Annotated in this window: 12 protein-coding genes and 1 pseudogene; 11 read left to right on the forward strand and 2 right to left on the reverse strand. The window is 51.0% G+C overall.

All coding sequences use genetic code 11. The annotated features are described in order from the left end of the window. Positions 1 to 22 precede the first annotated feature (22 nt). The 7 genes and pseudogenes from lpoB to ACMV5H_RS05095 form a co-directional block, all read left to right on the forward strand. A complete protein-coding gene (gene lpoB, locus ACMV5H_RS05065) occupies positions 23 to 604 on the forward strand; it encodes a penicillin-binding protein activator LpoB (protein ID WP_037374848.1) in 582 nt (193 codons plus the stop codon). After that, complete coding sequence (locus tag ACMV5H_RS05070) at positions 585 to 1,448, forward strand: phosphotransferase (RefSeq protein ID WP_179250351.1); 864 nt, start codon at positions 585 to 587, stop codon at positions 1,446 to 1,448. The genes lpoB and ACMV5H_RS05070 overlap by 20 nt, the downstream gene beginning before the upstream one ends. Positions 1,449 to 1,485: 37 nt before the next feature. Beyond that, a complete protein-coding gene (gene nagZ / locus ACMV5H_RS05075) occupies positions 1,486 to 2,505 on the forward strand; it encodes a beta-N-acetylhexosaminidase (RefSeq protein WP_037374844.1) in 1,020 nt (339 codons plus the stop codon). 76 nt (positions 2,506 to 2,581) lie between these two features. Next, positions 2,582 to 3,124, forward strand: a complete 543-nt coding sequence (ycfP, locus tag ACMV5H_RS05080; protein ID WP_021804703.1) for an alpha/beta hydrolase YcfP — start codon at positions 2,582 to 2,584, stop codon at positions 3,122 to 3,124. Positions 3,125 to 3,456: 332 nt separating this feature from the next. Continuing rightward, the gene (locus tag ACMV5H_RS05085; protein ID WP_414821536.1) at positions 3,457 to 4,761 is read left to right on the forward strand and encodes an NAD(P)/FAD-dependent oxidoreductase; all 1,305 of its coding nucleotides are present in this window, start codon (positions 3,457 to 3,459) and stop codon (positions 4,759 to 4,761) included. A 295-nt stretch (positions 4,762 to 5,056) separates the two neighbouring features. Beyond that, positions 5,057 to 5,593 carry a glycine zipper 2TM domain-containing protein gene (locus ACMV5H_RS05090; RefSeq protein ID WP_414821537.1) on the forward strand — a complete coding sequence of 179 codons (537 nt, stop codon included), beginning with the start codon at positions 5,057 to 5,059 and terminating at the stop codon, positions 5,591 to 5,593. Positions 5,594 to 5,897: 304 nt separating this feature from the next. Further along, positions 5,898 to 6,182 (forward strand): annotated as a pseudogene (locus tag ACMV5H_RS05095) (IS1 family transposase); the annotation flags it as partial. 34 nt (positions 6,183 to 6,216) lie between these two features. On the opposite strand, the gene ACMV5H_RS05100 reads toward ACMV5H_RS05095, so the two are convergent. Continuing rightward, positions 6,217 to 6,711: a DUF2938 domain-containing protein gene (locus ACMV5H_RS05100; RefSeq protein ID WP_115158373.1), complete on the reverse strand. Its 495-nt coding sequence runs from the start codon at positions 6,709 to 6,711 to the stop codon at positions 6,217 to 6,219. Positions 6,712 to 6,870: 159 nt separating this feature from the next. Here ACMV5H_RS05100 and ACMV5H_RS05105 point away from each other — a divergent pair, with 159 nt between their 5' ends. Continuing rightward, positions 6,871 to 7,542, forward strand: coding sequence for an ArsR/SmtB family transcription factor (locus ACMV5H_RS05105; protein ID WP_115158374.1), 672 nt, complete (start codon positions 6,871 to 6,873; stop codon positions 7,540 to 7,542). A 99-nt stretch (positions 7,543 to 7,641) separates the two neighbouring features. Here the strand turns inward: ACMV5H_RS05105 and ACMV5H_RS05110 are convergent, their stop codons facing one another. Then, positions 7,642 to 9,066, reverse strand: coding sequence for an MFS transporter (locus tag ACMV5H_RS05110; protein ID WP_414821538.1), 1,425 nt, complete (start codon positions 9,064 to 9,066; stop codon positions 7,642 to 7,644). Between the two features lie 727 nt (positions 9,067 to 9,793). On the opposite strand from ACMV5H_RS05110, the gene ACMV5H_RS05115 reads away from it, so the two are divergent. From ACMV5H_RS05115 to ACMV5H_RS05125, 3 genes are read left to right on the forward strand one after another with little or no spacing between them, the layout of a single operon-like run. Continuing rightward, positions 9,794 to 12,997 (forward strand): non-ribosomal peptide synthetase, encoded by a 3,204-nt coding sequence (locus tag ACMV5H_RS05115; RefSeq protein WP_414821539.1) that lies wholly within the window; start codon positions 9,794 to 9,796, stop codon positions 12,995 to 12,997. Continuing rightward, positions 12,994 to 14,625 carry a GMC family oxidoreductase gene (locus ACMV5H_RS05120; protein ID WP_179251433.1) on the forward strand — a complete coding sequence of 544 codons (1,632 nt, stop codon included), beginning with the start codon at positions 12,994 to 12,996 and terminating at the stop codon, positions 14,623 to 14,625. The genes ACMV5H_RS05115 and ACMV5H_RS05120 overlap by 4 nt, the downstream gene beginning before the upstream one ends. Continuing rightward, on the forward strand, positions 14,622 to 15,380 hold the full coding sequence (locus tag ACMV5H_RS05125; RefSeq protein ID WP_179251434.1) for a thioesterase II family protein: 759 nt from the start codon (positions 14,622 to 14,624) through the stop codon (positions 15,378 to 15,380). The genes ACMV5H_RS05120 and ACMV5H_RS05125 overlap by 4 nt, the downstream gene beginning before the upstream one ends. Positions 15,381 to 15,383 lie beyond the last annotated feature (3 nt).

Consider the following 15,383-nt stretch of genomic DNA (forward strand, 5'->3'; position numbering starts at 1 on the left):
TTGGGTTACGTTGGAGAAGGTAATGAAAAAGTTCCTATGGGTGGCGCTGGCCGCGTTGGTGTTAACCGGTTGTCCATCACGCCCGCCAGAGCCTACGGCACCGGTGACGGTAGAGCCACAGCCGCAACCAGAGCCTCAGCCTGAACCGTTGCCACCAACCACCGAGCCGGTGCCACAGCCGCCGAAGATCCAGCAGCTTGACTGGCTGGGCAGCGTGCAGCCGTTGGTCAATCAGATGCTGAAGGCCGATGGCGTCACGCCTGGCAGCGTATTGCTGTTGGACAGCGTGAAAAACAATACCAATGGCTCATTGAGCATCGGCAACGCTACCTCGGCGCTGCACCAGGCTTTGGCATCCAACAAGACCTTTGCCGTCGTGCCGGAAGCGCAGTTGGCGAGCGCCAAACAGACGCTGGGCCTGTCGGCGGAAGATAGCCTCGGGTCGCGCAGCAAGGCGATTGGCTTGGCACGCATCGTCAACGCGCAATACGTGTTGTATAGCGCCGTCAGCGGCGATGTGAAGTCACCGTCGATGGAAATGCAGCTGATGCTGGTGCAAACCGGCGAGATCGTCTGGTCAGGCAATGGCGACGTCAAATACTGAATCCCAGCTGCGGCGACTCTTGAGTAACAGACTGCCGGCGGTAAATACCGCCGGTTGTCATTTTAGTCTGGTACAAGGGTTGAGCGGCGAGAGTTGGCGGATCGACAGTGGTGATGTGCAACTGCTGGCCCGTCCGCAGACGCCGGAAAAACGCATGCTCGGCGTTAACCGTCGGCGTGAGGGGCAAGTGCTGAAGCGCGCTGGATTGGGAATAGGTCCAAAGGTGTGGTTACAGAACTCTGAGTGGTTGATCGTCGAATGGCTCGCCGGTGAGAGCGTTGACGAAACGGCGTTTGCTTCCTTAACGGCCAACGGGGAGTTGGCAGAGCTGACCGCCCGGTTGCATAACCGTGGGTTGAGTGGTTACCGGCTGGATCTGCAACAGCAATTTACCCGCTATTGGCAGCAAATTGATCGCCGGCGGATCACTCCTGGTTGGCTGCGTTGGCAGCGCTATTTCATCAACGGCACCATGCCGCGCCCGTTGCAGTTGGCAACGCTGCACATGGATATTCATGCCGGCAATCTGCTGCGACAGACCGGGCAGCTCAGGCTGATCGACTGGGAGTATGCCGCCGATGGCGATATCGGCCTGGAGCTGGCGGCGATGTTTCGCTTCAATCAATTTTCCCCGGCTGTGCAACAACGCTTTTTGGAGCAATATCAACCCCACGGCTATGCCGATTTGCCGCAGTTGGCCTCACAGGTCCGGCGTTGGTTGCCGTGGGTGGATTATCTGATACTGATGTGGTGTGAAGTGCGCTGGCAGCAGTGTCGGGATGCGGAATTTTTGCGTTGGGGCGCAGCGTTATACCGGCGTTTTTGTTTATCATCGTCAAACTAATCATGAATACTGATGTGAGGTGGCCGTGGGCCCAGTAATGCTAGATGTCGTCGGCTATGAGCTGGACGCAGAAGAACGCGAGATTTTAAAACACCCGCTGGTAGGGGGCCTGATCCTGTTTACCCGCAACTTTGCCGATCCGCAGCAGTTGCGTGAGCTGGTTCGCCAGATCCGCGCGGCCTCGCATTCGCGACTGGTGGTGGCGGTTGATCAGGAAGGCGGGCGTGTGCAGCGCTTTCGCGAAGGTTTTACCCGCTTACCGGCGGCGCAGTCCTTTGCGGCGCTCAACGATGCTCAGGAAGGCGGGCGTCTGGCTCAGGAAGCTGGCTGGCTGATGGCCTCGGAAATGATTGCCCAGGATATCGATATCAGTTTTGCCCCGGTATTGGACATCGGCCACGCCAGTGCGGCAATTGGCGAACGTTCTTTCCATAGCGATCCGCAGCAGGCGTTAGTGATGGCCGAACGCTTTATCCAGGGGATGCACAGCGCCGGGATGAAAACCACCGGCAAGCATTTCCCAGGGCATGGCGCAGTCACGGCGGACTCGCATAAAGAAACTCCGCGCGATCCGCGACCATTGGCCCAAATCCGCGAACATGATATGACTATTTTCCGCGATCTGATCCAACGCGGATTGCTGGATGCCATCATGCCAGCCCATGTTATCTATACTGAAGCAGACCCGCGCCCGGCCAGCGGCTCGCCTTACTGGTTGCAGCAAATCTTGCGTCAGGAGCTAGGCTTTGAGGGCGTGATCTTCTCTGACGATCTGTCGATGGAAGGGGCGGCGATCATGGGCAGCTATGCCGAGCGTGGCCAGGCGGCGCTGGATGCCGGTTGCGATATGATCCTGGTTTGTAATAATCGGGCAGGGGCGGTCAGCGTGTTAGATAACCTGTCCCCGGTCAAAGTAGAGAAATTGCAGCGGTTATATCATCGCGGTCAGTTCACCCGTCAGGAACTGCGCGATTCCGACCGTTGGCAAAAGGCGCATCATGCGCTGAGTCAATTGCATGAACGCTGGGAAGAGCATAAGCAACGCTCAGCGGGGTGAACGGCCAGGGCGCCGCATGAAGGCGGCGTTAATAATGGGGGCTGCCAGCGGCCCCCAGCTTGTTGCGAGGAACCACATGATTATCTATTTGCATGGCTTCGATTCCACCAGTCCCGGCAATCATGAAAAGATTATGCAGTTACAGTTCATCGATCCGGACGTGCGCTTTATCAGCTACAGCACTTTGCATCCGCGCCATGATATGCAGCATTTATTGAAAGAGGTGGACAAGGCGGTTCAGCAGGAAGGGGATGTCCATCCTCTGATCTGCGGCGTGGGTCTTGGGGGCTTTTGGGCCGAACGTATCGGTTTCTTGTGCGGTATCCGTCAGGTGATCTTCAACCCGAACCTGTATCCGGAAGAACATATGCACGGCAAGATCGACCGGCCGGAAGAGTATCGCGATATCGCCACCAAATGCGTGGATGATTTCCGTGAGAAGAACCGCGATCGCTGCCTGGTGGTGCTTTCTCGTCAGGACGAAGTGTTGGACAGCCAGCGTAGTGCCGAGTTGCTGCACAAGTATTATGAAATCGTCTGGGATGAACAGCAGAGTCACAAGTTTAAAAACATCTCGCCACACCTTCAGCGCATCAAGGCATTCAAGACGCTGGCGTAACAGTCCTATAACGCTTAACCAAGCCGTGAACGTTGTTCCTAAAGGGCAGCAATTGCGGCTTTTTTGTTTTTATCGTGCCCGTTTTCGCCGGTGGGCAGCAAAATGCAAAACTGTGATCTCACGCTAACTATTTGAATCACAATCCTCAAAAAAACCCTTCGTCCAGCCTTTAACCAAAAAACTTTGACGTACATCAATTTTGGTATGACCAAATAACCTCTCGTGTTATTCTGGCCCCAGATTGCAGGTTTAACTTAAGCGAACCCTATGTATTCTAAGGATATTATTTATTTACCCTTAGGCAACAATTGGTTCACATTCAGGGGGTCATTTTGACAACGCCAAAGAAGAAAATCGTTATTGTCGGCGGTGGTGCCGGTGGTCTGGAGCTGGCAACCAGCCTGGGCCATAAACTGGGTCGTAAGCATAAAGCGGAGATCACGCTAGTGGATCGCAACCACAGCCATCTGTGGAAGCCGTTGCTGCATGAAGTGGCTACCGGCTCTCTGGATGACGGTGTGGATGCGTTGAACTACCTGGCGCATGCGCGTAACCACTTCTTCAACTTCCAACTGGGTTCACTGGTCAACATTGACCGTGAAAATAAAACGTTGCAGTTGACGCAGATCTGCGATGAGCAGGGCTGCCAGCTGGTTCCCGCCCGCGAGTTGAGCTACGACATCCTGGTGATGGCGCTCGGCAGCACCTCGAACGACTTTGGCACCCCAGGAGTAAGAGACAACTGCATCTTCCTGGATAACCCGAATCAGGCGCACCGCTTCCATAACGAGATGTTGAACCTGTTCCTCAAGTTCTCTGCCAATCCAGAAGAGAAGGAGAGCGTGAATATCGCCATCGTGGGCGGTGGGGCTACCGGCGTTGAGCTGTCTGCAGAACTGCATAACGCGGTCAAACAGCTGCACAGCTACGGCTTTAAAGGGCTGGATAACAGCGCCTTGAAGGTTACCCTGGTTGAAGCCGGTGAGCGTATTCTGCCAGCGCTGCCGCCGCGTATTTCCGCAGCGGCGCACCAGGAACTGAACAAGCTTGGCGTACGGGTATTAACCAATACTATGGTGACCAGCGCCGATGAGCATGGCTTGAACACCAAAGGCGGCGAATTTATCAATGCCGATCTGATGGTGTGGGCAGCGGGCATCAAGGCACCGGACTTTATGAAAGAGATTGCCGGGCTGGAAACCAACCGCATCAATCAACTGGTGGTTGAGCCAACGCTGCAAACTACCCGCGATGCCAACATCTTTGCTATTGGTGACTGCGCGTCCTGCCCACGTGAAGGCGGCGGTTTTGTGCCACCACGGGCACAGTCTGCCCACCAGATGGCATCACGTTGCTATAGCAATATCCTGGCGATGATGCACGATCAGCCGATGAAGCCTTACGTTTATAAGGATCATGGTTCACTGGTCTCGCTTTCCCGCTTCAGCACCGTAGGTAGCCTGATGGGCAACCTGATGCGTGGTTCGATGATGGTCGAAGGACGTATCGCCCGCGTGGTGTATATTTCGCTGTACCGTATGCACCAGGTAGCGCTGCACGGCTATACCAAAACCGGCCTGATGATGTTGGTGGGTGGTATCAACCGCGTGATCCGTCCGCGCTTGAAGATGCACTAATGTTTTAACCCACTAGTTCGGTTGATGAAAACCCACGTAGGCTTGCCGCGTGGGTTTTTTCTTGCCGTGAGAGAGGGGACCGGCAGGGATAGGATTCTTCTCAATTCATTGGTTTTGGCCCGTTTTCAGGGTGTTTTGCTCATTGAGTCTTATTGCGAGGGTGAACTTCCTTGTGCAGACTTTAGGGCGTTTACAGACGGCGCGTCACGCACGCCGTAAACCGGGAAAATCGCCTGTGAGCAATGCGAGTTTGCCCGGTGCATAATGCGTGGTAACACATTCAGGAGGATTTCCTGTGAACAAATCAATGTTAGCCGGTGTTGGGATTGGTATTGCAGCCGCTCTGGGAATTGCTGCCGTAGCTGGTCTGGACGTATTCACTCCCGGCCCACAATATGCGCAGGTTCTCGCCGCAACACCGATCAAAGAAACTATCAAAACCCCTCGGCAGGAGTGCCGGAACGTCACGGTGACCCATCGTGCGCCGGTTCAGGATGAAAACCGCATCGCTGGCTCCGTGCTGGGCGCGGTTGCTGGGGGGGTGATTGGTCACCAGTTTGGCGGTGGCCGGGGCCGTGATGTTGCGACCGTAGTAGGTGCGTTGGGTGGTGGCTATGCCGGTCACCAGGTGCAGGGGGCCTTGCAAGACAACGACACTACCACCAGCACGCAGCAGCGCTGCAAAACGGTGTATGACAAATCGCAAAAAACGCTGGGCTATGACGTGACTTACAAGATTGGCGACCAGCAGGGCAAAATCCGCATGGATCACGATCCAGGCACCCAGATCCCGCTGGATAGACGTGGCCAGTTGGTGCTGACCAAGGTCTGATCTTCGGAGTTTACCCTCGGCCCAACCCTCTCCACAGGGCTGAGGAATAATCCCCACTAATTTTTTGTTAGTGGCTGTAGAGAATTAGAACGAGTGTTTTACGAGCAATTTGTTCCATTTTTTCGCAAATTGGCAGTGAGATAATTACGAATAACCTCTTCTCGTCTGCATAAGGCTGTTTTTTTACCCCGTTCTTGGGTGAAAAAACAGCCTGTTTCTCGTCTCAATTTTTTTTGGGGCTCCCTCAACCTATAGGCAGAGGGAGCCGTTCTGCCGTCGTTAATCGTTGATTAAGCCTTCAACGGTGCTGGTGTCCGGATACGGTCAGAACGCTAAAAGTCGGTATCAACAATTACTAATCCCATTCAAGGTCGGCATGATAGTCAGTGATGAATGGGGCAGTTATAGCCGGAAAGTACTGAAGGATAAGTATCTGACGAGCAGAATATTTACTAAACGTATTGAACGTAATAACCTAACGTTGCGAAACCATATAAAGTGCATGGATCATAAAACAATCTGCTTCTCATGGTCGATTGAGTTGCATGAAAAGGTCATCGGGGCCTTTATCGAAAAGTACATGTTCTACTTATTGGAGTCATTACCCGCGTTAGTGACTTTTCTCAGCTTATCGGCCAGTAGTACTGTAGCAAAACGGCACTCAGATATATCCCAATACCATACGAACCGTGTGCTATCAGACTACGCTGGCGCGCTATATTAGGTTGCGGTGTCCTGGATGCTGCCAAGCCAAAACCAAATCCAGGTTGCATAATAAAGAAAGGGGCTATGACGCTGATAATGCCCATAATGAGTGCTGTCAAAAAGGTGGGGTTCTCAAGCCAGTCTTGTCCCATAATACAAATAAATATCAAGGAAAAGACGACGCCAATTGCGTAGTGTGCCGTCCACCCCATAGCCTTTTCTCCGCTTACCGGTGTTGTCTGCATGATGGTATGGTGAAAAAACTTGCCATTTGGCATGTGTCCTAACCAGCGCCCGACAAACTGATAGTTGAGCGAAGGGATATTAAAAAAGCGTCTTTGCAGTAATGCCCAGAGGTCCATTACCAAGGTTGCCCCGATACCAATCAGTACTGCACGTAATAATATATCCATTTAATGGTCCTTTTTTATACTCCTCGGGAGTGAAAAGCCTAACATGTTCTGTAACACAACCTCGATCGAAAGGTAGCAGCAGTAAACTGGTGGGCTCCTGCAACCTTTGATATACTGTCTTTCAATTATTATATTGAATGATGAGGTAGCAAAAACAATATGTCAACACTCAATGGCGAGAGTCAACGTCAAGTTTTTAACGAATTTGCAGAGGTGACACGTTCCTTGGGGAGCTCACATCGTCTGCTACTGCTTGAGCATATCGCACAGGGAGAAAGATCGGTTGAAAGGCTAGCAGAACTGGCTGGTCTTACGATAGCCAATGCTTCTCAGCATCTTCAACATCTCAAACGCGCGGGGTTTGTGCAATCACGCCGGGAAGGGAAAAACGTTTACTACCGTTTGGGTAATGGTCCAGTCCAGAATATCTTGACGGCGATTCGGCAATATGTGGAATACCGACATAGCGAGATCAGGTCATTCGTGTCTGATATTTTCAGCCAGCGTGAACGGCTGGAATCGATTTCTCGCGAAGAGCTTCTGCATCGCTTGAATGAGGGGGACATTACTCTGCTGGATGTGCGTCCCCCCGAAGAGTTTGCCTCTGGCCATCTGCCAGGAGCGGTCAATATTCCGGCCGAAGAACTAGAGGGGCGCCTATCTGAACTGCTAAAAGGACGGGAGGTGGTGGCGTATTGCCGCGGGCCTTACTGCGTCCTCTCTCTCAACGCTATGAAAATCCTGCAAACAAATGGGTTTCTTGCTCGTTGTCTAGAGGATGGGTTTCCGGAGTGGAAGGCCGCCGGACTGGAAGTGCAAATTAACCGGTAAGCCCTCGTCTTCACGGTTTACTGGTATAACCTATCACGGAAACACCACTGGATCCTGATACTCAACATTATGGTTCCAGTGGTATTTCGATTATTACGGCTAATTGATATTTTTCATTAAAATTAGTGCGCCTATCGCTGCGAGTAAATAGACGCCTCCTGCAGTGCCAAAGGCCCATGCATAGCCATTAACTGCGTTTGCCTGGGTTGCTGCTACCGCCATTAACGCAGCCAGCCCCATAGTTGGACCTAACTCCATCGATGTGTTCATTACGCCGCCCGCAAGGCCCGCTTCGTGTAGGGATACATTTGCCGTTGAAAGTACCGCACTGCCGGAAAAGGTCAAAGAAGCTCCGGCGGGGAGGATAAATAAGCCAGGAAGCAGGCCAAGCACATAGTGGGTTTGCTCATTGAGCTGAGCCAATAAAAACAGCCCCGCAGCACCGAGCAGTAGCCCGACAATTGTGATTTGCAAGGCGCCGAAGCGCATAATGAGCGCCCCGGAGGCACGATTCATAATTAGGAGTCCAACGGTATAAGGTATAAACGCCATAGAGGTTGCAAAAGATGACCAACCGCGAAATTGCTGCAGATACAGGGAAAGTAGAAAGGTAATCAAGCCCATACCCGCAGCGGCCAGTAGAATACCAATCAGGCCAGTCGTGCGCATTGGGCTGAGGATAAAACCAGGGGGTAGCAGAGGACAGCTAACATGTCGCTCGACGAGCAAGAATGTGAAAATGAGCAGCAGGCCAGCGGCAACAGGCAGATAGACTGGCGCTGTCAGCCAAGAATATTCGCCACTCATGATCAGGCCAAAGCTAAACAGCGAAATGCCACTAGTCGCCAATAGAGCACCGCTCAAATCTAGACCAGGAGTGTCGTTATCACGTAGGGGTAGCGGCTTCATCATTCTGCGTACCAAAAGCAGACCAGACAAGCTAACAACAACCGGAACAATAAACATCCACCGCCAAGATAGCCAAGTGGTGACGATGCCTGATGAAAGAAAACCAACGGCTCCTCCCAGAACCGATACTCCGCCCCAAGTTGCCATTGCATGGTTGAACTGAGCAGCCTCGCGGTAGAGTTGGCGCAATAAGGCCATCAGGGCTGGTGCCGTAAGCGCGGCACCGATCCCTTGCAAAAAGCGAATTGCTACTAGAATCCAATAGGAGAAGGCGAACATGCCGCTCAGTGATGCAAGGCCGAAGATAAGCCCCCCCAAAGTAAACATTTTTCTTCCACTGTAACGATCAGTTAGTCGCCCGCCAAACAACAACAGGCCGCTAAAGGGCAACCCATAGGCAGCACTCACCAGCACCAGTTCTGCTTGAACCAACTGGAATTCAGCGCCAATCGCAGGCAATGGGACTCCAATCATGACAATTGTAAAAATTAACGTTGCCTGAATGGTGGCGAGAATAGCAAACACTAAAGCGTTATTTTCCTCTACGGCTAATAGTGGAGCCACATCTTCAGGAAGGGCCGAATCGCGTTTGTCGGTCACAAAATCATTACTCATTTCACCACCCTACTTGTCATCTGTTAGTTAAGTTTGCTTTCTCTGATAATCAATTAGAAATTCTAATGCATTACACAAATCATTCAATTGATTAATTGAATGATGTGCGAATTTAACTGATGTTGTCAAGATAAAAACAAAAAACAGCCTAAATTTATATTAATTTTTCATTACTTTATTGATGGCCATTACTGGTTGCCCATCATGAGTATTTAGCTACATTTAATTTATATAAAATCAGTATGTTATTGGTTGTTGGTTGTGTTTTTTATGATATAGAATTGTTACTTATTATGATGGTTATGCTTGACGTCATAAAACATAGTAATGTAGTATTTTATCAATCAATTGATGGATTGATTGATTGGCGCAATGAAAGCATTCACGCTATTTATGTTATTGGCTTGGGGATCTCATCTATCCGATGTTTGCTGTTACAACGGTATTTTTGGGGGAGATTTTATTCCTAACTTTAAGTGATTGGTATTATTGAATATTTTGATGGATGCGTAACGCTCTCATGCTATTTTTATTGAATAATTTCAGAGGTTTTTTTTATGCGAGTCATGCAGGAATCGGCCAAGAGAATTGGCTTAAAACTTTCAGGCAAAGAAAATGACCTCATCACCCATCAGGTTGAGCATTCCGTTGAAAAAATGTCATTAAAATAAATGAGTTGCTCAATGGTAAACTACCTGTAGATGATTCAACAACCTTTGATAAAACAGTGGAAAGAAAAGAAGATGAGTCATTTTCGCTAACCGATATTCAATACGCTTATTTGATTGGTCGCAATGCAGGTATACCTCTGGGTGGTATTGCAACGCATTACTATTTTGAGGTCGAAATTTTCAACCCTGATCTTCAGCGGCTCAATGCAGCCTTGAACCATACGCTTTCCCTGCATGCCATGCTACGCGCCGAACTGATTGATAGTGGCCGCCAACGAATTTCTGCGGCCCTTGAACATTATGAGATTGCCGTGACTGATTGCCAATACATCGATGATAATCAGTTGCAGGAGTTTATTAATAGCACACGAAGTGACATGAAAACGCATTTACGTTCGTTGGCTATTGCACCTTCTTTCGAGATTAGAGCCACCTTATTGAATAAAAAGAGGGTTCGGTTACACCTCTGCTTTGATTTGATGTTTATTGATTTGCATAGTGTGAAAATAGTGATGAAGGATTGGTGGCACTTCTATCAGAATCCAAATGTAGTAAAATCCGTGCCGGAATTTAATTTTAGAGATTATATTGAAAGAGAAAAGCAACTTCTGCAAAGTAAGCAAGGTTGCCGGGATAAGGACTATTGGTTAAATAAAGTGGATACAATGCCCGCAGCTCCTGAATTACCACTGTATCAGGCACCTGAATTAATTAAAAATCCCATATTCAAAACGCTTTCACACCCGATCTCACTGGAATTAGTCAATAAGCTTCGCCAGAGCGCGACTGAACAGGGAATTACCCTGGAAACGCTCTTTCTTGGTGTTTATGTTGAGACCTTGCGGCTGTGGTCGCGACGCCAGAACTTTACTCTCACTTTAACCCAGCATGCGCGGCGTAACTATTTCCCGGATGTGCAACAAAGCGTAGGGAATTATCTTCAGTCGAGCCTGTTGTGTGTTGAAGACGGTAAGTCGGAGGCATTTGGCCAGCGCTTGGTGATGTTACAGACTGAACAGTTGTTGAACTACTGGCATTCCTCATTCAATGGGATCCAGGTTTTACGCGAAATGACGCGTCTGAGCCAGGGAGAGAGGGCGCTCTCTTTCCCGGTGGTTTTCAGCAATACCTTGAATGCGGAACTACGAGATATTGTCACCGACTATGGCTGGGAAGGCACGGCGATGGTGAAGTATAGCAGCACCCAAACGCCCGGTGTCTGGCTCGAAAATCAGTTGTTGCGTATCAATGGCGATCTGGTTATGAACTGGAACTACGTCGAAGGATTGTTCCCGGTGGGCATGCCGGAAATGATGTTTGAGGCAGCCGTTAAACTGCTGAACGCCTGTGGCGAAAACCCGCAGATTTGGTCACAACAGGGTGCGGTGGTGGCCTTGAACACGGACGACATGCAGGAGAGACTGGCTGCAAATTCGACGGATGATAGGATGCCACTGGCGTTGTTGCAGGATCTGATCTTGCATTCTGCACGTCAGTTCCCGACCAAAACGGCGATTATTCAGGGGCAAAGAGAGATTAGCTACGGGGAGTTGGTCACCAGCGGTAACCTGGTTGCCGAGCAACTGAGTGCTGCTATAGCCATTGAACCGGGTGACATCGTAGCTGTTTCTCTGCCGCAAGGGCCGGAAATGCTGGCCGCCATTCTGGGTGTACTCTTCGCGGGGGCTGCATATGTCTCGATTGATCCACAGCTTCCCGAGCAGCGTAAAGCGCGGTTGATTGAGCGCTGTGCGGCGAAAGCCATCGTGACGCCTGCTGGCCTGGAACCAATAGATGGATTAACCAACATCGGGGTGGTCATTGATAGTGCTGCACCGATGAAGTTTCCTGTGCAGGTGGCAAAACAGACATTGGATGATCTGGCCTACGTTATTTTTACTTCCGGCTCTACTGGTGAGCCAAAAGGGGTAATGATTACGCACCGCAACGCCGCTAATCCGGTTTTGGATATTAATCGTCGTTTCAATGTCAATCAGCATGACCGTGTCTTCTCCGTTGCGCCAGCGGGGTTTGATCTGTCCGTTTATGATTATTTTGGGGTTCTGGGAGCCGGTGGCAGCATTCTGTTTGCTACGGAAAATGAGGCTAACGATCCGAAAATATGGGCTGAAAAGATCACCAAACATCGGGTGACTTTGTGGAATAGCGTGCCGGCACCGATGAAAGCGTTGGTAGAGCGGGCCGGTTCGCAGCTTTCTGGCAGTGCTTTGCGCCTGGTGCTGATGAGTGGAGACTGGATCCCGGTCAACCTGCCGGATCAAATCAAGGCCGCCGTCAACGGTATTGATGTGATCAGCCTGGGTGGGGCGACAGAAGGTTCAATCTGGTCAATTGTTTACCCTATCCGGCATGTAGATAGCGCCTGGAAAAGCATTCCTTACGGTAAGCCATTAGCTAATCAGAAATTTCATGTGTTCAATGAATGGTTTGAACCTTGTCCTAAGTGGGTTATTGGTGAGCTGTTCATTGCAGGCGCTGGTGTGGCACAAGGTTACCTGGGTGATGCTGAAAAAACGCAGGAGAGATTTTTTAGCCATCCGATCACGGGTGAGCGGCTGTATAGAACCGGTGATTTAGGGCGCTATATTGATGAAGGGCTGATTGAGATCTTGGGACGTGAAGATAATCAGGTAAAAATTAATGGCTATCGCATCGAACTGGGTGAAATAGAGGCTTGCCTGTTGGGGAATCCGCAGGCGAACCACGTAGTGATCAACGCGGTCAACCACCCGAAAACCGGCCAAAAGCAGCTAGCTGCCTATATTGTGCCGAAGCAACAGGCCAGCGAGAACGAAAAGAGAGTGTTGGAAGGAGCACTACGCGAACTCGCTCAAGCTCATCTCCCTTCTTATATGATACCAACCTGGTTTGTGTTATTGGACAGTATGCCCTTGACGGGTAATGGGAAAATAGACCGTAACGCTCTGCCCGTGCCATGGGGGGAATGGGTGGCTGTGGCGGATAAGAGTGAACCCGCCGATGAACTTGAGGCCTGTGTATTCGCCTTATGGTCAAAACAGCTGCAACACAGTGACTTTGATGTCAATGATGGTTTTTTCGACATCGGTGGCGATTCATTGCATGCGGTGGGGCTGTTGAGCGCGGTACGCGAAATCTTTAAGGTCGGTCCGTCCAGTGAACAGGATATGATCGAGAGCTTGTTTATGAATGCCTCAGTACGTGATTTTTCGCGCATCCTTTCCAGCGTAGCGGACAAGGCTCAGGAGCAATACGTATGACGCATCTATTTAAAGCGGCTCCAGAGCAGGTTGATTATGATTTTATTGTGGTCGGTGGCGGGACCGCGGGTTGTGTGATGGCTTCTCGTCTTTCCGAAAGTGGCAAACACCGTGTTTTATTGCTAGAGGCGGGGCAGGATTCCGACGTTGCTCAACCTGGTAGTCCGTTGCGGGATGCTTCCCGTCTGGTTCTTGAAGGCTATAACTGGCCATACGAAGCAAACGTGCATGGGACAGAGCGATTTTCTCGTTTCGTCCAGGGAGATGGTAATCAGCCGTTAGGTCGTAACCAGCGTAAAGCCTTTGACTATCGACTGGGGAAAGTCATGGGTGGATCGTCTGCGATTAACGGTGCCGTAGCCTTAAGGGCCTTTCCCAGCGATTTTAACCACTGGGTAAATATGGGGTGTCGTCAATGGGCATGGTGTGACGTTCTGCCGTGGTACAAGAAGTTGGAAAATGACGTTGATCGTCCAGATTCCGCACTGCACGGTCACCAAGGACCTCTCACGTTACGGAGGCCTTCAGGGGACGAAATCTTGCCATTGGAGAAAGCCTTTGCCGATATATGCCAACAGAACGGCATCGCTTTTGTTGACGATCTGAATGAGGGAGAAAGTGCAGCGGTGGGTGTCGTACCCGCCAATGTGGTGCAGGGAGCGGAAAGATACGATCTTTACCGTGCCTATCTTTATGCGGCACGCGAGCGGGAAAACCTTCAGATCCTCTCGCGCATGATGGTCGAGAGAGTACTGTTTAACGCAGGCAAGGCTGTTGGTGTCGAAGCGACGCACGACGGGGGCTATACAACCTATCGTGCCAACCAGATCGTGCTGTGCGCCGGGGCGATAGGATCTGCGGCGATCTTGCAGCGTTCCGGCGTTGGCGATGCGCGTTTATTACAACAACTTGATATTCCCGTAGTGGCCGATATGCCTGCTGTTGGCAACCATCTGTCCGATCACGCTTCGGTAGTACTATGGGCACTCCCAAAATCTAGAAATGGCATCCAGGAAACACCGTGGCGGCAAACTGCTGCGCGCTTGAACAGCGGGTACGATGCGCAGATTGATGTGCAATTAGGATTAATGAACAACGTGGCGAGCAAGAACGTACCCGGTTTTCAGAATCGCACGAATTACCCGCGCTTGGTGGGGGCCTCTGTGATGCTGATGCGTCCCAAGGCCAGAGGACGAGTGTTTATCCAGAGCAGGGATAGTCAGCAATTGCCGATGATCGATTTGCCTTTATCACAGGATCCAGAGGATATCGCGCGCTTGGTCGGGGGGGTACGTCAAATGTGGAGGTTGATCAATCACCCTGAGCTTGCGGCATATCTCGACGGTATCCAGTTGTGGTCTGAGGCGATGATCGACAATGATGAGGTTATGCATAACGCCATCAAAAATCTGCTCAGCCCCGGCTGGCATGCCTCTGGTACGGTACGGATGGGATGTGCGAGCGATCCGCAGACCGCAGCGGATGAACAGGGTAACCTGCACGGTCTGAGCCAAATCGCCGTTGCAGATGCTTCACTCTTCCCTTGTATCCCCTCTATGCCCACGAACCTCACTACCGTGATGGTCGCTGAGCGTATCGCCTCTTTCTTACTGAGGAGCCCTATATGAATTCGTCTGCGCCCAAGCGCATTATTTATGCCTTCCCACACGCAGGCGCTAGCGCGAGCGTCTATCGTGCTTGGCTTGGCCGCTTCAAAGGGGATTCCAATCTGGTGTTCAAGCCTATCGAGATACCTGGCCGTGACGTGCTGAGCCGTGAAAAGGCGATCGACAACCTGCCGTTGTTGGTCGATCGGATCTGCGCCGATATCCATGCGGACTTTGCCCTGCACCAGCAGGCTGGGACGACCGAGTGGGTGACGTTTGGTCATAGTTTTGGTGGCGTGCTGAGTTTTATCGTGAGTGCGGCGTTGGCGGAAAACTATGCTATGCGCCCGCTGTTTTCCGTGATTTCAGGCTCTATCGCACCGAGCGTGCAGGTGGACGATGACCGACATTTGTGGACGGACGATCAAATCATTTCAAAAATGCGTGCGGATAATGGGACGCCAGAGAGCATTCTCAATGAGCCCGCCTTCGCCCGTAGGCTGGTGACCTCGCTCCGTACCGATTATATTTTGCGCCATCAGTTCTTGGAGTTTGTGGATAAAAAAGTGTCGCAACCCTTGGACGTTATCTCAGCGGATCAAGATGAAAATGTCACTGAAGAAATGCAAGCAGCGTGGCGGAACCACACGCTTGCCACCACCCAACTACACCCTATCGAAGGGGGCCATTTCGCTATTTATAACTATTTTGACCTGGTAAAGGCACTATTTTCGCAGGTACCAGAGACTCAGGCATTGGTCGCGGAATCTTTCTGAGGA

Source organism: Serratia sp. N21D137 (genome assembly GCF_047530005.1).
Lineage (GTDB): Bacteria > Pseudomonadota > Gammaproteobacteria > Enterobacterales > Enterobacteriaceae > Chania > Chania fonticola_B.